The following is a 22,305-nucleotide window of genomic DNA, read 5'->3' as shown; positions in this document are numbered from 1 at the left end:
CGACATCGATCAACCATGCAATCAGCGTACCTAGACCAGCCTCGATAGCAGACGCAACGATGCTCAGGTATCTGCCGATTGCTGAACGGTTCCCCCCCAACACCGAGTATTCATGCGCCAACACACTCATCCCTCTAATCTTTTCAAGACTAAGCGCTGACCAGAGGGCGGGCTGTCACCAGATCAGAGTATGGGGACGGCGCCGCCAAATATGGCGTAGAGATTGGCGCTTACTGAGCTGCAGAATGAAAAATTATGTGTCGTCGGGTGAAAAATTATGTGTCGCCCGACGCTCTTTTAATCAATCCCAGCTCAACGCCCCACCCGATTGGTATTCAATTACCCGCGTCTCGAAGAAGTTCTTCTCTTTCTTCAAGTCGATCATTTCGCTCATCCACGGGAATGGATTGGTCGCTCCTGGGAACAGGGTGTCGAGGCCGATCTGTTGCATGCGGCGGTTGGCGATGAAGCGCAGGTATTCCTTGAACATCGGCGCGTTGAGGCCGAGCACGCCGCGCGGCATGGTGTCTTCGGCGTAGGCGTATTCGAGGTCGACGGCTTTCTTGAACAGCTCGGTGAGCTCGGCCTTGAAGGCGTCGGTCCACAGTTGCGGGTTTTCGAGCTTGATGGTGTTGATCAGGTCGATGCCGAAGTTACAGTGCATCGATTCGTCGCGCAGGATGTACTGGTATTGCTCGGCGGCGCCGGTCATCTTGTTCTGGCGGCCCAGTGCGAGGATTTGCACGAAGCCGACGTAGAAGAACAGGCCTTCCATGATGCAGGCGAAGACGATGATGGACTTCAACAGCTGCTGGTCGGTTTCGAAGGTGCCGGTCTTGAAGGCGGGGTCGGTCAGGCTGTCGATGAACGGGATCAGGAATTCGTCCTTGTCGCGGATCGACTTGATCTCGTGGTAGGCGTTGAACACTTCGCCTTCGTCCAGCCCCAGGCTTTCGACGATGTACTGGTAGGCGTGGGTGTGGATCGCTTCTTCAAACGCCTGGCGCAGCAGGAACTGGCGGCACTCGGGCGCGGTGATCTGGCGGTAGGTGCCGAGCACGATGTTGTTGGCGGCGAGCGAGTCGGCGGTGACGAAGAAGCCCAGGTTGCGCTTGACGACGCGGCGCTCGTCTTCGGTGAGGCCGTTGGGGTTCTTCCACAGCTCGATGTCGCGCTGCATGTTCACTTCCTGCGGCATCCAGTGATTGGCGCAGGTGGCGAGGTATTTTTCCCAGGCCCATTTGTACTTGAACGGCACGAGCTGGTTGACGTCGGTCTGGCCGTTGATGACACGCTTGTCGACGGCGGAGACGCGGTTGGTGTCTTGCTGGGCGATGTTGTTGTGGTCGTACGCGGGCGCGGCAGCGGCCGGCTGGGCCATCTGCGGTGCGGGCTGCGGGGCAGGGCGCGCGGGGTGGCTGGTGGTGATGTCGTCGTCAAAGCTCAGCATGGTGGAGCGACTCCTTGTTATGTCTTCCCTGATGGGGGATCGGGTGATTCGGGATTGCCGCCGCTCGGTGGCGGCTTGGGACTGTGCTGTGTGGCGCCATTTCGGCGGCCGATGATATCTGAAGCTTGGTCGAGATTCAGGTTGGAGTCAAGTTTCAAACTACAACCTATAGTGTCTTTCCTATTTGTTGATTCAATAAATTGCGGTCGGCGTGTCGGTGTAGCGATTGTCGGCTACGATGAAGGCGACGCCTGTTTCCTCGATTCACCACTGGAGGCCGAGATGACCACACGTCGTACCTTTCTGCTCTGCTGGCTGCCCGTCGCCGGGGTTGCCCTGTCCGGCAGGCTGCAGGCTGCGCCCCCTGCCGATGCGCTGGACGAGCACGACGCCAAGGCCGAATCGCTCGGCTACCGCCACGATGCGAGCCTGGTGGACAAGGACAAATTCCCGGCCTATTCGCCAGGCCAGACTTGCGATACCTGCCAGGTTTTTCTCGGTGATGGCGCTTCGGAGTGGGGCGGCTGCCCGATCTTCCCCGGCAAGCGCGTCAACGCCAAGGGTTGGTGCAGTGCTTATCAGTGAGCGCCTGAACCGTTAGGCGCCGAATCCTGACCGATAGTTCAGCCGACTCGGCAGGGAGTCGGCTGAACTATCGGCCCATGTGGGCCGACGTTGGGACTGCATGAGTGGCTGGCTAAGCCCGGCCCTGCTATCTGGCCATCGCAGAGACGAATCGCCCGGATTGTGCGTTGCCGCTTCATCCGGGCGATTATTGTCGGTGCTGGAAACCGAGCGCTGCCGCACTTGATTTCCCCGGGATTGTGGCTTCGCCGTCACCCCTCCCGCGATGCTTGCCTTATTGGCAAGCCTCACACTGCACTTGTCGGTGCTGGAAGCCGAGCGCTGCCGCACTCGATTTCCCGGGATTGTGGCTTCGCCGCAACCCTTCATGTGAACCCTGCTTACTGGCAGGCTTCACATTCCGGGTTGTCAATCGAGCAGAACTTGGCGCCTTCGGATGCGCCTTCGCCCGCGGCATAGCTGCTGCCGGTGGCCGCTGGCGCAGCCGACAGGCCGCCGTCTACCGGTACGGCGTTCAACTCGCCGCCACGGCCGGTCGATTTCTCGGCGGAGGTCGCTGCCAGCGTGCGCAGGTAGTAGGTGGTCTTCAGGCCCTTGACCCAGGCGTGCTTGTAGAGCTCGTCGAGTTTCTTGCCCGAGGCGTTGGCCATGTACAGGTTCAGCGATTGCGCCTGGTCGATCCACTTCTGGCGGCGTGAGCCGCATTCGACCAGCCACTTCGGGTCGATTTCGAAGGCGGTGGCGTAGATCTCACGCAGGTCTTGCGGGGCGCGGTCGATGCGGCCCAGGCTGCCGTCGAAGTACTTGAGGTCGGAGACCATGACTTCGTCCCACAGGCCGCGTTCCTTCAGGTCCTTCACCAGGTATTCGTTGGTGACGGTGAATTCGCCCGACAGGTTCGACTTCACGAACAGGTTCTGGTAGGTCGGCTCGATCGAGGCCGAGACGCCGACGATGTTGGCGATGGTCGCGGTCGGGGCGATGGCCAGGCAGTTCGAGTTGCGCATGCCGTATTGCTTGATGCGGGCACGCAGGCTGTCCCAGTCCTGGGTGGTGGTGCGGTCCACATCGAGGTAGCCGCCACGTGCCTCGGCCAGGAGGTCGAGCGAGTCGTGCGGCAGGATGCCGCGGTCCCACAGGCTGCCGTTGTAGCTCGGGTACTTGCCGCGCTCTTCGGCCAGCTCGGTCGATGCCCAGTAGGCGTGGAAGGCGATTGCTTCCATCGAGCGGTCGGCGAATTCGACGGCGGCATCCGAGGCATACGGGATGCGCTGGATGTGCAGGCAATCCTGGAAGCCCATGATGCCCATGCCGACCGGACGGTGACGCAGGTTGGAGTTGCGTGCCTTCTTGACCGGGTAGAAGTTGATGTCGATCACGTTGTCGAGCATGCGCATCGCGGTCTTGATGGTGCGGTGCAGCTTGGCGTTGTCGAGCTGTGGCTTGCCATCTGGGCCTTCAACCATGTGGTTGACCAGGTTGACCGAGCCCAGGTTGCACACGGCGATTTCGCTGTCGTTGGTGTTCAGCGTGATCTCGGTGCAGAGGTTCGAGCTGTGTACCACGCCCATGTGCTGCTGCGGGCTGCGGATGTTGCACGGGTCCTTGAAGGTGATCCACGGGTGGCCGGTTTCGAACAGCATGGTCAGCATCTTGCGCCACAGCTGCAGTGCCGGGATCTTCTTGTACACGCGCATTTCGCCGCGCGCTGCCTTGGCTTCGTAGCGCACATAGGCTTCTTCGAAGGCCTTGCCGTAGAGGTCGTGCAGGTCAGGCGTTTCGGATGGCGAGAACAGCGACCAGTCGGCGCCTTCCATGACGCGTTTCATCAAAAGATCCGGCACCCAGTTGGCGGTGTTCATGTCGTGGGTGCGGCGACGGTCGTCACCGGTGTTCTTGCGCAGGTCGAGGAATTCCTCGATGTCGGCGTGCCAGCTTTCCAGGTAGGCGCAGACGGCGCCCTTGCGCTTGCCGCCCTGATTGACTGCGACGGCGGTGTCGTTGACCACTTTTAGGAAGGGCACGATACCTTGCGACTTGCCGTTGGTGCCCTTGATGTGCGAGCCGAGCGCGCGCACTGGCGTCCAGTCGTTGCCGAGGCCGCCGGCGAACTTCGACAGCAGTGCGTTTTCCTTGAGGCCTTCGTAGATGCCATCGAGGTCATCGGCGATGGTGGTCAGGTAGCAGCTCGACAGCTGGCTGCGCAGCGTGCCGGAGTTGAACAGCGTCGGTGTCGAGGACATGAAGTCGAAGGTCGACAGTACGTTGTAGAACTCGATGGTGCGCGCTTCGCGGTCGATTTCGTTCAGTGCCAGGCCCATCGCGACGCGCATGTAGAATGCCTGCGGCAGCTCGATGCGGTGGCCGTGGATGTGCAGGAAGTAGCGGTCGAACAGGGTCTGCAGGCCGAGGTAGCCGAACTGGTAGTCACGTTCGTGCTTGAGCGCGGCGGACAGCTTGGCCAGATCGAACTGCAGCAGGGTCGGGTCGAGCAGCTCGGCTTCGACGCCTTTCTTGATGAAGCCTGGGAAGTAGTCGGCGTAGCGGGTTTCCATCGCCTCGTGGCTGACTTCCTCGCCCAGCACTTCGAAGCGCAGGCGGTTCAGCAGCAGGCGGGCGGCGACGTAGCTATAGGCCGGGTCCTTCTCGATCAGCTGGCGGGCGGACAGCTCGGCCGACTTGCGGACTTCTTCGGCCGGCACGCCGTCGTACAGGTTCTTTTGCGTTTCAGCGAGGATGTGCTCGGCGTCGGTGAACTGCTCGAGGCCCTTGCAGGCGGACTTGATCAGCGCCTTCAGCTTGCCCTGATCGAGCGGCTGGGTGATGCCGTTCTCGACGACATTGATGCTGGTGGCAACGTCGCTCTCGCCACGCTCGGCGCGCTCGCGCGAGCGCATTTCGCGATAGAGGACGTAGGCACGGGCCACGTCGTGCTCGCCCGAACGCATCAGCGCGAGCTCGACCTGGTCCTGGATTTCTTCGATATGGATCGCGCCGCCTTCAGGCTTGCGCCGCATCAGCTGGCGCACGACGACGTCGGTCATCTGTTGCACGAGCTCGCGGATGCGCGCGGAGGCGGCACCCTGGCCACCGTGTACGGCGAGGAAAGCTTTGGTCATGGCGACCGTGATTTTCATCGGCTCGAACGGCACCACGCTGCCGTTGCGGCGAATGGTCTTGTACTCCGCAACGCCGTGTTGGGTTGCGCTTTCCTGTGGATAGGCGGCGCCCGCGGTGGGAGCGGGGGCCGTAAATGCCGTATCTGTCGTGGAGGTGTGCATGCCAGGGGTCTCCATTATAGGTTGTGGATCAGTTGTGGACAGATTGTGAATAACACAAGATATAGTGGTTTATTCTCGTTTTGAAGCCCAATTCTAGTGACTGGCGGGAAAAAATCAACCTGAAAATCTGCGTCTGCCCCCTTGATAAATAAAAAATAATTCCCGATCGGGCATGTGGCCGTCGATGCGCTGGACAGCGCTGTGGTGCTGGCCTGTTCTGCTAGAATGGGGCCTACCCGCGCAGCCATGCCGTTGGGAAAGCAAACCATATGCCTGTTCGCATGCCGGCTTGAGAACAATGATGAAGAACACCGCTACCTTACTGATTTCCTGCCCTGATCGACGCGGCCTGGTGGCCGCAATTGCCAATTTCCTCTACACCTACGACGCCAATATCCTGCACGCCGACCAACACCAGGATGCCGACGAGGGCCTGTTCCTGATGCGCGTGGAGTGGGACCTGGACGGCTTCAAGCTGCCTGTCGACGCGTTCGAGCCAGCCTTCGCACCGATCGCTGAACGGTTTGACATGCACTGGCAGCTCAAGTTGTCGCAAAACCGCACGCGCCTGGCGGTATTCGTGTCGAAATACGACCACTGCCTGGTCGACCTGCTGCACCGCCATGCGAGTGGCGAGCTGCGTTGCGAGATACCGGTGATCATCAGCAATCACCCCGATACCCAGCGCCTGGCGGATTTTCACGGCATCCCGTTCCATTGCGTCGAGGTGACGCGCGACAACAAGGACGAAGCCGAGGCCCGACAGTTCGCGCTGCTCGAACAATACAAGGTGGACCTGATCGTACTGGCGCGCTACATGCAGGTGCTGTCGCCGGAATTCGTGAAGCGCTACCCGCGCCGCATCATCAATATCCACCACTCCTTCCTGCCGGCCTTCGACGGCGCCAAGCCCTACCATCGTGCACACCAGCGTGGCGTGAAGCTGATTGGTGCGACCAGCCACTATGTGACCGAGATCCTCGACGACGGCCCGATCATCGAGCAGGACGTGACGCGCATCTCGCATCGCGATTCGGTCGAAGACCTGATCCAGAAGGGGCGCGACCTGGAGAAGGTGGTGCTGTCACGCGCGGTGCGCTGGCATACCGACCATCGCATCCTCGAATACGCAAAGAAGACGGTAATCTTCGACTGAGATGGGCAACTTTTCCATGTTCTCGCAACTGTTCGACGACCTGCTCAATCTGGCGCGCTTTCGCGTCAAGCCATTGGGCGAGTATCGCCACCCCGCCTGGCAGCTTGCTCTGCTCGTCACTGTCATGGGGGTGTTCTCGGCAGCCGTGTCGGAAGACTTCGAGGCGCCGCTGTTGGTCAAGATCGGTTTCTTCGTGTTTTTCGAATGGATCACGCTGCTGCTGCTCAACACCTTCTTCAGCTGGTGGCTGCGGCAGGGCGACAACTGGCAGGGCAACGAGAGCCTGTGGCCGCTCCTGGTGCTGGCCAACGGGGTCAACCTGCTGACACCGGTGATCGCCTGGTTCGATGCGCCTTTCGACGCCGTGGTGGCGATGGGGCTGGCTATCTACAGCGTGGTGATTCTCATCAACGCGCTGACCCAGGCGACGCAGGTGAGGCGGGCGCACGTGATCGGCGGCGTACTGCTGTTCACGCCGATGGCCTTCATCCTTTATGTGCTGGTGATGGTGGTGGCGTCCGGTTTCGGCTGGATACCGGATGTGCGGAATTAGCCAGACTTCGGCTTGCGGGCGCCATGGCCGGATGTGCTGACAGCTGCCTTGCCCCGTGATGTGCCGGGGCCGCGAGGCTGCCGGATGCGCCCTTTACCCTGTGTGACCCGCTGTCCATAATGAGCCTGGACAGGTTTTCCCGGAGAAACGGATCAATGCGTCGTGTGCTGTTGTTGAGCCTGCCCTTGTGGCTGCTGTCGCTGCCGGCCGCTGCCGCGAGTTGCGGCGAGGTTGTCGGGCGCCTGAATCAAACGCTGCGCCCGGCCGTCAACCAGACGGAGCTGGCCGAGATGCTGGATAGCCTGAACGCCAGCGGCAATCGCCAGCTGCCTGCCAAGTTCGTGACCAAGAACCAGGCGCGTGATGCCGGCTGGCGGCCTGGGCGCGATCTGTGGTCGGTGCCGGGGCTTGGCGGCAAGAGTATCGGCGGCGACCGCTTCGGCAACCGCGAGGGCCAGCTGCCGCCAGGCAAATGGCGCGAAGCCGATCTCGATTTCAAGGGCGGCAAACGCGGTGCCAAGCGGCTATTGTTCAGCAGCGATGGCCGCCGTCAGGTTACGGTCGACCACTACCGCAGTTTCGTCGAGGTGCCCACATGCAAGTAAGGCGTTGCCGTCTGGAGAATATTCGCTCGTTCGACCAGCTCTATGACGAGCTGGTGCGCCAGCTGGCGTTCTCCGGCCATTTCGGGCGCAATCTCGATGCACTGTGGGACATGCTGTGCTGCGATATCGAAGGTCCGATCGAGATCGACTGGCCCACTGCAGCAGCCGACCGCACCCAGCTTGGTGACAAGTTCGAGGCCTTGCGTGAATTGTTTAACGATGTGGTGGATGAACGCGACGATGTGACGATCAGGCTCGGCTAAGGCCGGGCGCCGTTGCCCAGAAACAAAAACCCGGCTGAGTGCCGGGTTTTTGTTTTGGTTGCCGTGGCAGGCTAACCCTGGCCGGAGGCCGCGAAGGCTTCCTGCATCGCCTTGTCGCGCTTGCTCTGTGCCGAGATCATCAGGCGGTTCGACACCACCACGAACACCGTCACCACGGAGATGATGATGGTGGCCAGCGCGTTGATCTCGGGTGTCAGGCCCAGGCGGATCGACGAGAAGATCCATTGCGGCAGCGTGGTGGAGCCAGGGCCCGAGAGGAAGGCGGTGAGCACGTAGTCGTCGAGCGACAGCGTGAAGCTCAGCAGCCAGCCCGATACCAGCGCCTGCGAAATCACCGGGATGGTGATGACGAAGAACACCTTCCACGGGCGGCAACCCAGGTCCATCGCGGCGTCCTCGAGCGAGCGGTCCATCTCGCGCAGGCGGCTTTGCACCAGTACCGCGACATAGGCGGTGCACAGCGTGGTGTGGCCGATCCAGATGGTGACCATGCCGCGCTCGCCGAAGGCGAAGCAACCGGCCGAGTTGAGCAGGCCGAGCGTTTCGTCGCCGCAGCCCAGCGAGGTCTGCAGCGCGACGAACAGGAGCAGCATCGACAGGCCGACGATCACCTCAGGCATCACCATCGGCGCCGTGACCAGGCCGGCGAACAGTGAGCTGCCCTTGAAGCGGCCGAAGCGGGCCAGCACCAGGCCGGCAATCGTGCCGAGCACGACGGCCAGCGTCGCGGTCAGGAAGGCGATCTTGAAGCTCAGCTTGGCCGCTGCGATCACTGCCTCGTCGCGGAAGAGCACCTGATACCACTTGAGCGAGAAGCCGCCCCAGACGGTGACGAGGCGCGATTCGTTGAACGAGTAGATCATCAGGCTGACGATCGGTGCATACAGGAAGAAGAAGCCGAGCAGCATGTAGAGCTTATTGCCCAGCGGCATCTTGTTGGCGCTCATTGCGTGCCTTCCTCCATCTGCTTGGCTTCGAAACGGTGGAACCAGACAATCGGTGCGATCAGCAGGATCATCATGATCACCGTCACAGCCGCGGCCTGTGGCCAGTCGAGGTTGGCGCCGAAATCATCCATCAGCCGCTTGCCGATCATCAGCACCTCGCCGCCACCCAGCAATTCGGGGATCACGTATTCGCCGACGGCCGGGATGAATACCATCATCGAGCCGGCGATGACGCCGCCGGCCGACAGCGGCAGGGTGATCTTGAAGAAGGTATCCCACGGCTTGGCGCCGAGGTCGGCCGCGGCTTCGAGCAGCCTGCCGTCGAGCTTCACCAGGTGGGCGTAGAGCGGCAGGATCATGAAGGGCAGGTAGCTGTAGACCATACCGACCATCACCGAGAACTGGTTGTAGAGCAGCGGGATGGGCTCCTGAATCAGCCCCATGCTCATCAGCAGGTTGTTGATCACGCCGTTGTCCTTGAGGATGCCGATCCAGGCGTACACGCGCAGCAGGAAGGACGTCCAGAACGGCAGCATCACCAGCATCAGCAGGGTATTGCGCGTGGCTTCGTCGGCGCGTGCGATGTTGTAGGCGATCGGGTAGCCGATGAGCAGGCACAGCACGGTGGTGAAGAAGGCCAGTTTGAGCGAGTTCCAGTACGACAGGATGTACTGGCTGTCGGCCACGCCCTGGGCGATGCCCTTCTCGACGAAGGTGTCGGCCTCGTCGAATATCGTGTGGTACTTGCTCGTGTTGAGCGTGATGATGGTCTTCTGGTCTTCGTGCTGCACGATGGCCGTGTACGGTGGCTGCGCCACGTCGGCCTCGGTGAAGCTGATCTTGAGCACGAAGAAGAAGGGCAGCAGGAAGAAGAACAGCAGCCAGGTGTAAGGGACTGCCGTCACCACCGTCCTGCCGCGAGGCAGAATGCGTTGCAGGAGTCCCTTGATCATGATGTCAGCACCACCCCGGCGTAGTCGGTCCACTTGACGAATACCTTGTCGCCCCAGGTCGGCGGCTCGCTTTCGCCCCAGTGGGTGGACGGCACATGGGCCAGAATCACGCGGCCGCCCTTCAGGCGCACATGGTAGATCGAAAAGCTGCCGAGATAGGCGATTTCGGCGACCTCGCCGGCTGCCCAGTTGAACTGGCCGGCAGGCTGCTCGCGGCACACGGTGACTTTTTCCGGGCGCACGGTGAATGCGAGATCCATGCCCAAGGCGCCGGTGATGCCGTGGTTCACATAGATGCGGTTGTCGAGCTCGGGACTCTCGATCTGGATGTGGCTGGATTCATCTTCGACCAGCTTGCCTTCGATGGTGTTGGTCGAGCCGATGAACTCGGCGGTGAACACGCAGTTCGGGTGCTCGTAGATTTCGCGCGGGCCGCCGACCTGCAGCAGCTTGCCCTCGGACATGATGCCGATGCGGCTGGCCATGGTCATCGCTTCTTCCTGATCGTGCGTCACCATGATGCAGGTCACGCCGACCTTTTCGATCACGTTGACGAGCTCGATCTGGGTCTGCATGCGCAGCTTCTTGTCGAGCGCGCCCAGGGGCTCGTCGAGCAGCAGCAGCTTAGGGCGCTTGGCGAGCGAGCGTGCCAGGGCCACACGCTGCTGCTGGCCGCCGGAGAGCTGGTGCGGCTTGCGCTTGGCGTACTTGCGCATCTGCACCAGGTCGAGCATCTGGTTCACGCGCTGTTCGATCTCGGCCTTGGGCAGCTTGTCCTGCTTCAGGCCGAAGGCGATGTTCTGCTCCACGCTCATGTGCGGGAACAGTGCATACGACTGGAACATCATATTGATCGGACGGGCGTAGGAGGGCAGGTCGGTGATGTCCTCGCCGTCGAGGATCAGGCGGCCCTCGGTCGGCTTCTCCATGCCTGCCAGCATGCGCAGCAGGGTGGATTTGCCTGACCCGGAGCTTCCCAGCAGTGCAAAGATTTCGTTGCGCGGAACCTTGAGCTCCACGTCGTCCACGGCGGTAAAGTCACCGAATTTCTTGGTGATGCCACGAATTTCCAGGTAAGCCTGTTTGCTGCCAGCCTGGCTGGCTACGGCATTGTCTAACGGCACAATGTGCGTCTCCGTCTGCACTGGGGACTGTGCTGTTGACATGTGTTTCGCCCGTGTCGGCCGCTCGGCCCGACGCGAAGCAGATGTCAGTAGCACCTGATTCCCCGCTACTCTTAAAAAACGGCGAGGCGGGCTGCCTCGCCGTCCCACGTGGCGGTTACTTGCCGCTCTTGAACTTGTTGAAGTAGGTGGTGACCCGCTTCTGCACTTCCGCTTCCATTGGCTGCTTCGGTTGCAGCTTGGCCAGCGCTTCTTCGCTCAGATAGATCTTGGGATCATCCTTGAGCTTCTTGTCGACCAGCGGCGTCGCCTTCAGGTTCGGGTTGGCGTAGTTCACCTTGTTCGAGATCGCGGCGACGGTCTCGGGCTTCATGATGAAGTTGATCCACTTGTAGGCGTTGTCGACGTTCTTGCTGTCCTTGGGAATGGCCATGGCATCGATCCACAGCTGGGTACCCTTGGTGGGCACCACGTATTCGATGTTCTGCGGCTTCTTGGCTTCCTTGGCACGATCGCGGGCGATGTAGACGTCGCCGTTGTAGCCCATGGCCACGCAGACGTCGCCGTTGGCGAGCAGGTCGATCGGCGCCTGGATGAACTTCTTGACGTCCTTGCGGATCGCGGCCAGCTCCTTGTTGTTCGATTCCAGCGTGTCCTTGCTGAAGTCCATCATGTCGCGGCCCTTGTAGATGTTGTACATCGCGTACACATCCGAACCGCCTTCCATGAAGGAAATGCCGCAGCTCTTGAGCTTCGAGGTGTATTTCGGATTGAAGATCAGTTCCCACATGTCGGCAGGCATCGGCTCGCTGCCCAGGGCCTTCTTCACCTTGTCGACGTTGATGCCGAAGGCCGCGGTGCCCCACATATAGGGGATCAGGTATTCACCGGACGGGTCGGCAACCTTGAGCTTTTCCAGCATCTTGGGGTTGAGGTTGGCCAGGTTGGGCAGCTTGGACTTGTCGAGCTTGAGGTAGATGCCGGACTTGATCTGCTTGGCGGCGAAGTCCATCGACGGATAGACGACGTCGTAGCCGCTCTTGCCGGTCAGCAGCTTGGCTTGCAGCGTCTCGTTGCTGTCATACACGTCGTACTTGGGCTTGACGCTGGTTTCCTTCTCGAAATCCTTCAGCGTGTTGTCGGCGATGTAATCCTGCCAGTTGTAGATGTTGACGTTGCCGGCGGCGAAGACGGCCGACACCGACAGACCGATGACGGCGGCAGCGAGCTTGACCGCAAATTTTTGCTTATTCATGGACTTCACTCCAATTTATAAAGGTCGAACCACAACTTCCCTGGCGCTGCCGGTGCGCTGATGCACCGCCACACGCCTTACCCAATCGGCACCGGACACTCCCCCCTGCCGACAGGCGCAATTACAGCACACCTGTGTAGCCGTGGGTATGCGATCTGGGCTAAAACGGCGGCTTGTTGCACTTGATACAAGCAAATGCCGTGCCTTACATCGCCTCCAGTACCTTGATGCCCAGCATGTCGAGGCCGGCGGCCAGTGTCTTGGCCGTCAGGTCGCACAGCTTCAGGCGGCTCTGTTGAACCGCGCCTTCGCTCTTCAAGACCGGGCATGCCTCGTAGAAACGCATGAACTGGGTCGCCAGTTGATACAGATACAAACAAAGCAGGTGCGGCACCGCGTCGCGGGCCACGGTATATACGCTGTCGCCGAATTGCGCGAGCTGCAGCGCGAGCGCGCGCTCGGCCGGCTCGGTCAGCACCACGGCCGCCTGCGGGTCGAACATGGCACCCTTGCCGAAGATGCTGCGGATGCGTGTATAGGCATATTGCAGGTACGGCGCGGTATTGCCCTCGAAGGCCAGCATCGAGTCCCAGCTGAACACATAATCCGAGGTGCGGTGCTTCGACAGGTCGGCATACTTGACCGCGCCGATGCCGACGGCGCTGGCGATGTCGCGGCGGGCCGCATCGGCCAGCGCCGGGTTCTTGTCGGTGACGAGCTGGTAGGCGCGTTCTTCGGCCTCCTCGAGCAGTTCGATCAGCTTGACGGTGCCGCCCGAGCGCGTCTTGAACGGCTTGTTGTCCTCGCCCATCATGGTACCGAAGGCAATGTGCTCGAGCTGCATGTCGGCAGGGGCGTAACCGGCCTTGCGTGCGATCGTGAATATCTGCTGGAAGTGCAGCGCCTGGCGCGCGTCGACGACGTACATCACGCGATCGAGGCCGAGCTGGGTGTGGCGGTAGCGCACGGCCGACAGGTCGGTGGTGGCGTACAGATAGCCGCCGTCCGATTTCTGGATGATGCAGGCGAGCGGTTCGCCTTCCTTGTTCTTGAATTCGTCGAGAAACACCACCTGCGCGCCCTGGTCTTCGGTCAGCAGGCCTTGCTGGCGCAGGTCCGCGACCACGACGGGCAGGTCGTCGTTATAGGCGCTCTCGCCGCGCACGTCGCCACGGCCGAGCTGAACGTTGAGCTTGCGGTACACCGCCTCGCAGTGCGACAGCGAAATGTCGACGAACTGGCGCCACAGCGCGAGCACTTCCGGGTCACCCGATTGCAGCTTGACCACGTACTCGCGGGCCCGCGTGGCAAAGGCCGGGTCTTCGTCGAAATGCTGCTTGGCCTTGCGATAGAAGGCTTCGAGGTCGTTCAGCGCGATCGCGGCGTCGGTATGCTCGGTCGAGCGGACTTCGAGCAGGTAAGCGGTCAGCATGCCGAACTGCGTGCCCCAGTCGCCGACGTGATTGGCGCGCTGCACATCGTGGCCGAGGAAGGCCTGCACGCGTGCCAGCGCATCACCGATGATGGTTGAGCGTAGGTGGCCGACGTGCATTTCCTTGGCCACATTGGGCGACGAGTATTCGACCATGACCTTCTTCGGTGCCTGTTGCGGCACGCCCAGCTTGGCGTCGGCATGCGCGCGCTCGACGTGGGCACCGAGCCAGGCGGTGGACAGGTGCAGGTTGATGAAACCGGGGCCGGCGATTTCCATCTTGTCGATCACGCCGGCGACATCGACGCTGTCGACCACCTTCTGCGCCAGCTCGCGCGGGTTCATCTTGAGGCGCTTGGCAGCGGCCATCACGCCGTTGACCTGGTAGTCGCCAAACTCGGGTTTGCCGGCGGGTTGCACCAGTGCTTGTGCGTCTGGCGCGCCGGCTGCAGCCAGCGCGGCTTCGAAACGTGAGGAGAGAAGTTGCAACAAGGTCATGGTCGAATCCCGGTGTGACTGTTGTGGGCGTTGCAACTCATTGTATTCAAAACGGCTTGGGCGATCCCGGCCATTTCTGTCGCAACGCACGGCAAAACCGGCGATTTTACTGTGACGGGCGCCCACAGGGCAAACCGCTTGTTGCGCTGCAGCGTATGCGTGGAAAACACGGCTCGATCGGCGTTCATAGCAGGTCTCGCAGGCGGTAGTAGAGCATGCCCAGCGCCAGTGCCGGGGTACGCAGCCATGGCCCGCCGGGGAAGGGGCGGTGCGGCAGCCGCGCGAACAGGTCGAAGCGTTCGGCCTGGCCGGCAATCGCCTCCGCCGCCAGCCGCCCGGCCATGCCGGTGAGCGCCAGGCCGTGGCCGGAAAAACCTTGCAGATAGAACACGTTGGGGGCGAGCCGGCCAAAATCGGGGGCGCGGTTCATGGTGATGTCGACGAAGCCGCCCCAGCAATAGGCGATCTTCGCATCGGCCAGTTGCGGGAATGCGCGCACCATATTGCCGCGCATCACGGTGGGCAGGTTGGGCGGTGTAAGCCCGGAATAGCTGACGCGGCCGCCGAACAGCATGCGGTGATCGGCTGTCACGCGGAAGTAATCGAGCACGAAATGGTTGTCGCATACAGCGATGCGCTGGCGGATCAGGGCGTCGGCACGCTCGGCGCCAAGCGGCTCGGTGGCGATGATGTAGGTCCCCACCGGCATGATGCGCGCCGCAATGCGTGCGGCCACCGGCCCCAGGTAGACATTGCCCGCCAGCACCGCATGGCTTGCGCTGACCTGTCCGCCGGCCGTGTGCACCGTCACCGTGCTGCCGTGCGTCAGCCGCGTGACTTCGCTGTGCTCGTGGATCGCCACCCCCAGCACCGCCGCCGCGCGCTTGAGGCCGAGCGTGTATTTGAGCGGGTGCAGATGGCCGCTGCCGGCATCGTACAGGCCGGCCCGGTAACGCGGGCTGGCGATCCAGTCGCGAATCTCGGCTGGCTCGATGAAGCGTAGCTGGTCGTAGTGGTAACGCGTCGCCAGTGCCGCGTGGTCGTCGCGTAGCGCCCGCACGTTTTTCGCGCCCACCGCCACCGTCATGTAGCCGGGCACGAAGTCGCAGTCGATGGCAAATCGCTCGATACGCTCACGCAGCAGGCCCATGGCGTCGAGCGATACCTGCCAGGCCTGGCGCGCGGCCACGATGCCCTGCGCGCGTTCGAACACCCCGTTGCTGCAGGCATAGCCGGCGATTGCCTGCCCGCCGTTGCGGCCCGATGCGCCCCAGCCGATGTCCCGTGCTTCGAGCAAGGTGACGCGGTAACCGCGTTGAGCAAGCTCGATCGCCGCCGACAGCCCGGCCAGCCCGCCGCCGACCACGCAGACATCGGCCGTGACCGCGCCAGCCAGCGCCGGCTCCGGCACCGGGCGCGAGATGCTGGCCTCGTAGTAGGAGTGGTGGTTGAGCTTGGCGTCCCGGGCGAACATGGCTTAGCGGGTGCTCGCGATGCGTTGGCAGAGATAGGTCCAGACGAACACCGCGGCGGCGTTCGAGGTCAGCTCGGCATGGTCGAAGGGCGGGGCGACTTCGACGCAGTCCATGCCGACGAAGGGCAGGTCGCCAAGCTCCTCCAGTATCGTCAGCACCTGGTTGGTGTCGAGCCCGCCCGGCTCGGGTGTGCCGGTGCCGGGGGCAAAGGCCGGATCGAGGCAGTCGATGTCGAGCGTCAGGTAAACCGGCGGGCGGCCCGCGCCGTCGATACGGCGGCGGATCTCATCCAGCAATGGTGCGAGCTGTGCCGGCGAGCTCAGGCCACGCAGCTCGCGTGCGCCGAACACGCGGCCGCCGACGCTGTTCACATACTCGCGGGCGTCTTTTGCGCCCGCCGAGCGAATGCCGATCTGCACTGTGGCCTCGGGCACCACCAGGCCTTCCTGGATGGCCTCGTAGGTCCAGGTGCCATGGCCGGATGGCTCGCCGAAGTGATCGACCCAGGTATCGCAATGAGCGTCGAAATGGACCAGCGCCAGCGGGCGGCCGTAGTGTTTGCGGTAGGCGCGCAGGATGGCCAGCGTGACCGAATGGTCGCCGCCGAGCCAACAGCAGTGGTGCCGCCCAAGCATGGCTTCCACAGCCGCTTGCAGCCGTTCGCGAGCGGGCGCCAGGGCGGTGTTGGGTAGCGCGATGTCGCCCAGGTCGGTGAGCTGGCCCAGGGGCGAGACGTCGAAATGCGGGTGGATGCCGTCGCACAGCATCTGGCTCGCGGCACGAATCGCGCGTGGCGCGAAACGGGCGCCGGGACGGTTGGTGACCGCGCTGTCGAAGGGGATGCCGACGACGGCGTAGGGCTTGCCGGCATCCTGCATCGGCGCGCCGAGAAAGCCGGGCTTGTGGAGGTAGGCGAAGTCGTAGTCGCTCATGGCTGGCTGGGTGCAAGGGGGATCACAAAAAGGGGCGCGATGATGACGCGCCCCGCGCCCGTGGTGTCAGGCCCGGCCCAGCTCCCTGGCCGTCAGCGCCAGGCAGTGCGCGGCTTTTTCGACCAGCTCGTCGATCTCGCTCTTCGAGATGACCAGCGGTGGCGACAGCAGCATGCGGTCGCCTGTTGCGCGCATGATCAGGTTGTTCTTGAAGCAGAAATCGCGGCACAGCAGGCCGACATCGCCGCCGTTGGCGAAACGTTTGCGGCTGGCGCGGTCCTCGGTCAGCTGCATGCCGGCCACCAGCCCGTGGCCGGCCACCTCGCCGACGATGGCGTTGCCCGACAGCGCCTCGCGCAGCGATTTCTGGAAGTAGGGGCCGGTTTCGTTCTTCACCCGGTCGACGATGCCCTCGTCGCGCAGCGCCTTGATGTTGGCCACAGCCACGGCCGCCGCCACCGGGTGGCCGGAGTAGGTCAGGCCGTGGTTGAAGTCGCCAGCCGCGATGATCGGCTCGGCGATGCGCTTGTGGATGGCGACCGCGCCCATCGGCACATAGCCCGAGGTCAGGCCCTTGGCCAGCGTCATCGTGTCCGGCTCGAAGCCGAAGTGCTGGTGCGCGAACCATTCACCGGTGCGGCCGAAGCCGCCGATCACCTCGTCGGCGCACAGCAGGATGTCGTATTGGCGGCAGATGCGCTGGATCTCGGGCCAGTAGCTCTCGGGCGGGAAGATCACGCCGCCCGCGCCCTGGAACGGCTCGCCGATGAAGGCCGCGACATTGTCGGCGCCGAGTTCGAGAATCTTGGCTTCGAGCTGGCGCGCGCACTGCAGGCCGAATTCGGCTGGCGTCAGCGCGCCGCCGTCGGCGAACCAGTAGGGCTGGTCGATGTGCTCGATATTGGGCACTGGCGATGGCATCTGCTCGTGCATATAGCCCATGCCGCCGAGGCTGGCGCCGGCGATGGTCGAGCCGTGGTAGGCGTTCTTGCGCGAGATCACGTGCTTCTTGCCTGGCTTGCCGAGCGACGCCCAGTACTGGTGCACGACGCGCAGCGTGGTGTCGTTGCCTTCAGAGCCCGAGTTGCAATAGAAGAAATGTTCGAAACCGGCCGGCGCAACCTCGGCCAGCAGCTTGGACAGCTCGATCACCGGCGGATGCGTGGTCTTGAAGAAGGTGTTGTAGTAGGGCAGCTCCAGCATCTGCTTGTAGGCGACCTCGGCCAGGTCCTTGCGGCCGTAGCCGATGTTGACGCACCACAGGCCGGCCATGCCGTCGATGATCTTGTTGCCGTCCGAATCCCACAGGTAGACGCCTTGTGCCTTGGTGATGACGCGGCTGCCCGCCTTGTTGAGCGAGCCCATGTCGGAAAACGGGTGAATGTGGTGGGCGGCATCGAGGGCCTGCCATTCGCGGGTGCTGCGGTCGGCGAAAACGGTGGTCATGAAACGGTCTCCGGAAACATGTTGTGGAGGGCCAGCCCTGGCTGGGCATGGGCTGGCACCAAACGTCTGGATGTGATGTCACCTGCTCCATCGATGCCTTCTGCATCGAGGCGAGAACCCGACGCAATCGGCTGGGCCGATTGCGTCGGTTCTAAACATGCAGCAGCAGGTGCTTGCGCTCCCATGAGCTGATCACGCGCGAGTAGGTGTCGTATTCCTTTTCCTTGACGGCGCAGTAGGCGTTGACGAAATGCGCGCCGAGCACCTCGGCGATGTCGGCGCTCGCCCGCATCACTTCCACCGCGTCTTCTAAGTGGCGCGGCAGCTCGTAGTCGAGGGCATAGCCGCTGGTCGTCATCGGCTCGGATGGCTTGAGCCCCTTCACCATGCCCAGGTAGCCGCAGGCCAGCGTGGCTGCCATGGCCAGATACGGGTTCACGTCCACGCCCGGCACGCGGTTTTCCACGCGGCGTGCGTTCGGGCCGCTGTTGGGCACGCGGATGCCCACCGTGCGGTTGTCGTAGCCCCACTGCAGATTGATCGGCGCGGCGGTGTAACGGCTCAGGCGGCGGTAGGAGTTCACATACGGCGCCATGATCGGCATCACGTGCGGCATATAGGTCTGCAGCCCGGCCACATAGGACAGGAACAGGTCGGACGGCGAGCCGTCCGGGTTGGAGAAGATGTTGCGGCCGGTGGCGGCGTCGGTGACGCTCTGATGCACGTGCATCGCGCTGCCGGGCTCGTCCTGCATCGGCTTGGCCATGAAGGTGGCGTAGATGTTGTGGCGGAACGCCGTCTCGCGCACCACGCGCTTGAACATGAACACGCGGTCGGCCAGGTCGAGCGCGTCGCCATGCAGGAAGTTGATTTCCATCTGCGCCGCGCCGACTTCGTGGATCAGCGTGTCGATATCGAGCTGCATCTTGTCGCAGTAGTCGTAGACATCTTCAAAGAACGGATCGAACTCGTTCACCGCGTCGATACTGTAGGACTGGCGACCGGTTTCGGCCCGACCGGTGCGGCCGATGGGCGGGCGCAGCGGCTCGTTCGGGTCGGTGTTGCGCTCGATCAGGTAGAACTCGAGCTCGGGGGCGACGAGCGGCTTCCAGCCGCGCTTGGCGTAGAGATCGAGCATGCGGCGCAGCACGTAGCGCGGCGAGATGTCGACGGGCGTGCCGTCGAAGTGCGCGCAATCGTGGATGACCACGGCGGTCGGGTCTTCCGCCCAGGGAATCAGCGAGACAGTGGTCGGGTCGGGCACGCATACCATGTCCGGGTCGGTGGGGCCGGTGATGTTGTCATCGTCCGGATAGTCGCCGTTGACGGTCTGGATCAGCACGGCCGTAGGCAGGCGCATGTTCTCGCCGGAGGCGAACTGGCTCTTGGGCAGGATCTTGCCGCGCGCGATGCCGGTCATGTCGGGGATGATGCACTCGACCTCGGTGATGCGGTGTTCTCGGAAGAAATCGTGAATGCGGTCCATGATGCGTGTCTCTTTGATTGTGCGTTGCGAGTGTTGAACGAGGTGGCTGAGGTTCCGCGTCGTTCTTCACTACTCCGGCTTCATCACTGGCAGGCGGCTGGCCTGATAGATGCGGCAGGCTTCGCCGAAGGCCTCAAACAGGCTGGCCGACACCGGGTTGCCGGCAAATCTCCATTCGGGGTGCCATTGCACCGCCAGCGCGAAGGCCGGGCTGTCGACCACGCTAAAGGCCTCGATCAGCCCATCCGGTGCGATGGCTTCCGCCACCAGCCCGGTGCCGAGGCGATCGACTCCCTGCTGATGCACCGAGTTGACCTGGGTGCCGGCCAACCCGGTGATGCGGTGCAGCAGCCCCGCCGTGGTGAACACCACCGGGTGGGCCGGCCCGTATTGCACGTCGAGCTCGGCTTCCTTGTCCTCTCGGTGATCGAGGCGGCCCGGTTGCTCATGGATTTTCTGCAGCAGGCTGCCGCCGAATACCACGTTCATTTCCTGAAACCCCCGGCAGATGCCGAGTACCGGAACGCCCTGGTCGATCGCGCGCCGGATCAACGGCAAGGTGGTCGCGTCGCGATGCGCATCGAGCAGGGTGCCGGGCTCCAGGTCGGGGCCTTGATAGTGCTGCGGGTGGACCATGGACGGGCTGCCGGTGAAGAGCAGGCCATCGACCAGCGACAGCGTGTGATCGATATCCTGAAGCTCGCCCAGGGAGGGGAGCAGGATGGCGAAGGCACCAGCGCCTTCGACAATGGCGGTAATGTATTTCTCGCCAACGAGATGGAATGGATGGGCCCCGAGCATGCGGCGGTCGGCGCAGATGCCGACCACCGGCTTTCGTCTCGTCGGGGTCGGTGGAAACGAACTTTTGATCATTCTCTGAGCGCCTCCAGCGCGGGCAGGTAGGGGTAGCCGAGATCGTGCGCCACGGCCTCGTAGGTGATCTGGCCCCGGTACACATTGAGGCCGTTGCGCAGGTGCGGGTCGCTCTGCAGCGCGTTCCGATAGCCCTTGTCGGCAAGTGCTACGGCGAATGGCAGCGTGGCATTGGTCAGGGCCATGGTCGAGGTGCGTGCCACGCCGCCGGGCATGTTGGCGACGCAATAATGGGTGATGCCATCCACGACATAGGTCGGGTCCTGATGCGTGGTCGGTTTCGAGGTCTCGAAACAGCCTCCCTGGTCGATCGCGACGTCGACCAGCACCGAGCCAGGCTTCATCAGCCCGAGCATGTCGCGCGTCACCAGCTTGGGCGCCGCCGCACCCGGGATCAGCACGGCGCCGATCACCGCGTCGGCCTGGCGCAGCTCCTGCTCGATTGCATCCTGGGTCGAATACAGCGTCCTGATGCGGCCGCCGAAGACATTATCGATTTCCTTGAGGCGCGGCAGCGAGCGGTCGAGGATGGCGACCTCCGCACCCAAGCCCATGGCCATGCGCGCCGCGTTGAGGCCAACCACCCCGGCACCGATCACGGTGACGTGGCCCGGAGCCACGCCCGGTACGCCGCCGAGCAGCACGCCGGAGCCACCCTGCGATTTTTCCAGGGCGCGGGCGGCCGCCTGGATGGACATGCGGCCGGCCACTTCCGACATCGGCGCCAGTAGCGGCAAACCGCCACGGTCGTCGGTCACCGTTTCATAGGCGATGGCGATCGCACCGCTGTCGACGAGGCCGCGCGTCTGCTCGGGGTCCGGCGCCAGGTGCAGGTAGGTGAACAGGATCTGGCCGTGGCGCAGCATGCGGTACTCGACGGGCTGCGGCTCCTTGACCTTGATGATCATCTCGGCGCGGCCGAAGATGTCGGCGGCGGCCGCCACGAGCTCGGCGCCGGCTGCTGCGTATTGCTCGTCGGGGAAGCCGATGGCCGTCCCCGCACCGGTTTCGAGCAGCACCTGGTGGCCGTGCCTGGCCAGCTCCTTGACGCCGGCTGGGGTCAGGCCAACACGGTACTCGTGATTCTTGATTTCCTTGGGTACGCCTATCAGCATCATTGCCTCCTTGTGGAGATCGACTGTGTCGGCCCGTCGGGTCAGACAAGCGTTTGTGGGCTTGCGTCCAATATATTCAACATCTCGTTTGCTTGAAGTGTCAAACTTATTCAACGGTGCGTTGCAAAAAATATTTTTGTGCACCGCAAATGCGCCTTTTATCACCAGTTTAGTGCATGTTTCGGGAAATAAATTTTGCTGGCAGCTGTGAAAATGTTTACCATCCCCGTAAAGTATTTAAAACGCCCAACTGTCTGACGGAAACCGCCATGTCTCTCGAAGTATCGACACGCCTTCGCCTGATCCGCGAGAAATTCGGTCTGTCGCAGCGCGAGCTGGCCAAGCGTGCTGGCGTGACCAACAGCACGATCTCGCTGATCGAGCAAAATCGCGTCAGCCCCTCGGTGTCGTCGCTGAAAAAGGTGCTCGACGGCATCCCGATGTCACTGGCCGAGTTCTTCACCTTCGACGTGAAAGAGCCCGTCAAGCCTTCGCCTTTCTTCAGTAAAGACGAAATGCCCAATATCGGCAGCGATCATGTGGCTTTTTTTCTCGTGGGCCACGGCCTCAAGGACCGCAAGATCACCATGCTGCGCGAGACCTACGAGCCGTTGGCCGATACCGGCGACGAGATGCTGCAGCATGAAGGGCAGGAATGCGGCGTGGTGATCAGCGGCCGGGTCGAGCTGACCGTCGATGGCGATACCCGCGTGCTGTTGGCCGGCGACGGCTATTACTTCGATTCGCAGCTGCCGCACCGCTTCCGCAACCCGGATAACGACATCTGCGAAATCGTCAGCGCGAATTCCCTGTCCAACTTCTGACCCGCCGGCAACACGTCGGCCCCCAAGGAGT

At 62.7% G+C, this 22,305-nt stretch carries 19 protein-coding genes; 6 read left to right on the top strand and 13 right to left on the bottom strand.

Going from position 1 to position 22,305, the window contains the following annotated elements:
* Positions 1-301: 301 nt before the first annotated feature.
* The gene (locus ABWL39_RS16520) at positions 302-1,450 is read right to left on the bottom strand and encodes a ribonucleotide-diphosphate reductase subunit beta (RefSeq protein ID WP_367793741.1); all 1,149 of its coding nucleotides are present in this window, start codon (positions 1,448-1,450) and stop codon (positions 302-304) included.
* 282 nt (positions 1,451-1,732) lie between these two features.
* Here ABWL39_RS16520 and ABWL39_RS16515 point away from each other — a divergent pair, with 282 nt between their 5' ends.
* Positions 1,733-2,035: a high-potential iron-sulfur protein gene (locus ABWL39_RS16515; RefSeq protein WP_367793739.1), complete on the top strand. Its 303-nt coding sequence runs from the start codon at positions 1,733-1,735 to the stop codon at positions 2,033-2,035.
* A gap of 380 nt (positions 2,036-2,415) precedes the next feature.
* Here ABWL39_RS16515 and ABWL39_RS16510 read toward each other — a convergent pair whose 3' ends face one another.
* The gene (locus ABWL39_RS16510; RefSeq protein ID WP_367793737.1) at positions 2,416-5,331 is read right to left on the bottom strand and encodes a ribonucleoside-diphosphate reductase subunit alpha; all 2,916 of its coding nucleotides are present in this window, start codon (positions 5,329-5,331) and stop codon (positions 2,416-2,418) included.
* 286 nt (positions 5,332-5,617) lie between these two features.
* Between ABWL39_RS16510 and purU the strand changes: the two genes are divergently transcribed.
* The 4 genes from purU (at position 5,618) to ABWL39_RS16490 (ending at position 7,893) form a co-directional block, all read left to right on the top strand.
* Positions 5,618-6,472, top strand: coding sequence for a formyltetrahydrofolate deformylase (gene purU, locus ABWL39_RS16505; protein WP_367793752.1), 855 nt, complete (start codon positions 5,618-5,620; stop codon positions 6,470-6,472).
* Between the two features lie 16 nt (positions 6,473-6,488).
* Positions 6,489-7,025, top strand: coding sequence for a hypothetical protein (locus tag ABWL39_RS16500; RefSeq protein ID WP_367793735.1), 537 nt, complete (start codon positions 6,489-6,491; stop codon positions 7,023-7,025).
* 155 nt (positions 7,026-7,180) lie between these two features.
* Positions 7,181-7,630, top strand: a complete 450-nt coding sequence (locus ABWL39_RS16495; protein WP_367793732.1) for a ribonuclease domain-containing protein — start codon at positions 7,181-7,183, stop codon at positions 7,628-7,630.
* A complete protein-coding gene (locus tag ABWL39_RS16490) occupies positions 7,621-7,893 on the top strand; it encodes a barstar family protein (RefSeq protein ID WP_367793729.1) in 273 nt (90 codons plus the stop codon). The genes ABWL39_RS16495 and ABWL39_RS16490 overlap by 10 nt, the downstream gene beginning before the upstream one ends.
* A 71-nt stretch (positions 7,894-7,964) precedes the next feature.
* Here ABWL39_RS16490 and ABWL39_RS16485 read toward each other — a convergent pair whose 3' ends face one another.
* The 11 genes from ABWL39_RS16485 to ald all read right to left on the bottom strand — a co-directional run bounded on the left by ABWL39_RS16485 (position 7,965) and on the right by ald (position 21,450).
* Positions 7,965-8,861 (bottom strand): ABC transporter permease subunit, encoded by an 897-nt coding sequence (locus ABWL39_RS16485; protein ID WP_367793726.1) that lies wholly within the window; start codon positions 8,859-8,861, stop codon positions 7,965-7,967.
* Entirely contained in the window at positions 8,858-9,814 is a 957-nt protein-coding gene (locus tag ABWL39_RS16480; RefSeq protein WP_367793723.1) for an ABC transporter permease subunit, read from the bottom strand. Before ABWL39_RS16480 ends, ABWL39_RS16485 begins: the two co-directional genes overlap by 4 nt.
* Complete coding sequence (locus ABWL39_RS16475; protein WP_367793720.1) at positions 9,811-10,938, bottom strand: ABC transporter ATP-binding protein; 1,128 nt, start codon at positions 10,936-10,938, stop codon at positions 9,811-9,813. The genes ABWL39_RS16480 and ABWL39_RS16475 overlap by 4 nt, the downstream gene beginning before the upstream one ends.
* A gap of 157 nt (positions 10,939-11,095) precedes the next feature.
* Positions 11,096-12,193 (bottom strand): extracellular solute-binding protein, encoded by a 1,098-nt coding sequence (locus ABWL39_RS16470; protein ID WP_367793717.1) that lies wholly within the window; start codon positions 12,191-12,193, stop codon positions 11,096-11,098.
* Between the two features lie 205 nt (positions 12,194-12,398).
* A complete protein-coding gene (argS, locus tag ABWL39_RS16465) occupies positions 12,399-14,123 on the bottom strand; it encodes an arginine--tRNA ligase (RefSeq protein WP_367793714.1) in 1,725 nt (574 codons plus the stop codon).
* A gap of 184 nt (positions 14,124-14,307) precedes the next feature.
* The gene (locus ABWL39_RS16460) at positions 14,308-15,597 is read right to left on the bottom strand and encodes an NAD(P)/FAD-dependent oxidoreductase (RefSeq protein WP_367793711.1); all 1,290 of its coding nucleotides are present in this window, start codon (positions 15,595-15,597) and stop codon (positions 14,308-14,310) included.
* 3 nt (positions 15,598-15,600) lie between these two features.
* The gene (gene speB / locus ABWL39_RS16455; RefSeq protein WP_367793708.1) at positions 15,601-16,530 is read right to left on the bottom strand and encodes an agmatinase; all 930 of its coding nucleotides are present in this window, start codon (positions 16,528-16,530) and stop codon (positions 15,601-15,603) included.
* Positions 16,531-16,596: 66 nt separating this feature from the next.
* Entirely contained in the window at positions 16,597-17,976 is a 1,380-nt protein-coding gene (locus ABWL39_RS16450) for an aspartate aminotransferase family protein (RefSeq protein ID WP_367793705.1), read from the bottom strand.
* A 151-nt stretch (positions 17,977-18,127) separates the two neighbouring features.
* Positions 18,128-19,462 carry a glutamine synthetase family protein gene (locus ABWL39_RS16445; protein ID WP_367793702.1) on the bottom strand — a complete coding sequence of 445 codons (1,335 nt, stop codon included), beginning with the start codon at positions 19,460-19,462 and terminating at the stop codon, positions 18,128-18,130.
* A gap of 69 nt (positions 19,463-19,531) precedes the next feature.
* A complete protein-coding gene (locus ABWL39_RS16440) occupies positions 19,532-20,335 on the bottom strand; it encodes a gamma-glutamyl-gamma-aminobutyrate hydrolase family protein (protein ID WP_367793699.1) in 804 nt (267 codons plus the stop codon).
* On the bottom strand, positions 20,332-21,450 hold the full coding sequence (gene ald / locus ABWL39_RS16435; RefSeq protein WP_367793749.1) for an alanine dehydrogenase: 1,119 nt from the start codon (positions 21,448-21,450) through the stop codon (positions 20,332-20,334). Before ald ends, ABWL39_RS16440 begins: the two co-directional genes overlap by 4 nt.
* A gap of 269 nt (positions 21,451-21,719) precedes the next feature.
* Here ald and ABWL39_RS16430 point away from each other — a divergent pair, with 269 nt between their 5' ends.
* A complete protein-coding gene (locus ABWL39_RS16430) occupies positions 21,720-22,274 on the top strand; it encodes a cupin domain-containing protein (RefSeq protein ID WP_367793696.1) in 555 nt (184 codons plus the stop codon).
* Positions 22,275-22,305: the final 31 nt, after the last annotated feature.

Source organism: Chitinivorax sp. PXF-14 (assembly GCF_040812015.1).
Lineage (GTDB): Bacteria > Pseudomonadota > Gammaproteobacteria > Burkholderiales > SCOH01 > JBFNXJ01.
The sequence above is the reverse complement of the archived record's forward strand: the minus strand, read 5'-3'. Positions and strand labels throughout refer to the sequence as shown.

What these genes read in the sequence shown, in the direction of transcription:
- purU (WP_367793752.1), top strand. Translation starts at nt 5,618, where the DNA reads ATGAAGAACACCGCTACCTTACTGATTTCCTGCCCTGATCGACGCGGC.
- ABWL39_RS16490 (WP_367793729.1), top strand. Translation starts at nt 7,621, where the DNA reads ATGCAAGTAAGGCGTTGCCGTCTGGAGAATATTCGCTCGTTCGACCAG.
- ABWL39_RS16470 (WP_367793717.1), bottom strand. Translation starts at nt 12,193, where the DNA reads ATGAATAAGCAAAAATTTGCGGTCAAGCTCGCTGCCGCCGTCATCGGT.
- ABWL39_RS16445 (WP_367793702.1), bottom strand. Translation starts at nt 19,462, where the DNA reads ATGGACCGCATTCACGATTTCTTCCGAGAACACCGCATCACCGAGGTC.
- ABWL39_RS16460 (WP_367793711.1), bottom strand. Translation starts at nt 15,597, where the DNA reads ATGTTCGCCCGGGACGCCAAGCTCAACCACCACTCCTACTACGAGGCC.
- ABWL39_RS16520 (WP_367793741.1), bottom strand. Translation starts at nt 1,450, where the DNA reads ATGCTGAGCTTTGACGACGACATCACCACCAGCCACCCCGCGCGCCCT.
- speB (WP_367793708.1), bottom strand. Translation starts at nt 16,530, where the DNA reads ATGAGCGACTACGACTTCGCCTACCTCCACAAGCCCGGCTTTCTCGGC.
- ABWL39_RS16440 (WP_367793699.1), bottom strand. Translation starts at nt 20,335, where the DNA reads ATGATCAAAAGTTCGTTTCCACCGACCCCGACGAGACGAAAGCCGGTG.
- ABWL39_RS16485 (WP_367793726.1), bottom strand. Translation starts at nt 8,861, where the DNA reads ATGAGCGCCAACAAGATGCCGCTGGGCAATAAGCTCTACATGCTGCTC.
- ald (WP_367793749.1), bottom strand. Translation starts at nt 21,450, where the DNA reads ATGCTGATAGGCGTACCCAAGGAAATCAAGAATCACGAGTACCGTGTT.
- ABWL39_RS16510 (WP_367793737.1), bottom strand. Translation starts at nt 5,331, where the DNA reads ATGGAGACCCCTGGCATGCACACCTCCACGACAGATACGGCATTTACG.
- argS (WP_367793714.1), bottom strand. Translation starts at nt 14,123, where the DNA reads ATGACCTTGTTGCAACTTCTCTCCTCACGTTTCGAAGCCGCGCTGGCT.
- ABWL39_RS16500 (WP_367793735.1), top strand. Translation starts at nt 6,489, where the DNA reads ATGTTCTCGCAACTGTTCGACGACCTGCTCAATCTGGCGCGCTTTCGC.
- ABWL39_RS16515 (WP_367793739.1), top strand. Translation starts at nt 1,733, where the DNA reads ATGACCACACGTCGTACCTTTCTGCTCTGCTGGCTGCCCGTCGCCGGG.
- ABWL39_RS16430 (WP_367793696.1), top strand. Translation starts at nt 21,720, where the DNA reads ATGTCTCTCGAAGTATCGACACGCCTTCGCCTGATCCGCGAGAAATTC.
- ABWL39_RS16450 (WP_367793705.1), bottom strand. Translation starts at nt 17,976, where the DNA reads ATGACCACCGTTTTCGCCGACCGCAGCACCCGCGAATGGCAGGCCCTC.
- ABWL39_RS16495 (WP_367793732.1), top strand. Translation starts at nt 7,181, where the DNA reads ATGCGTCGTGTGCTGTTGTTGAGCCTGCCCTTGTGGCTGCTGTCGCTG.
- ABWL39_RS16480 (WP_367793723.1), bottom strand. Translation starts at nt 9,814, where the DNA reads ATGATCAAGGGACTCCTGCAACGCATTCTGCCTCGCGGCAGGACGGTG.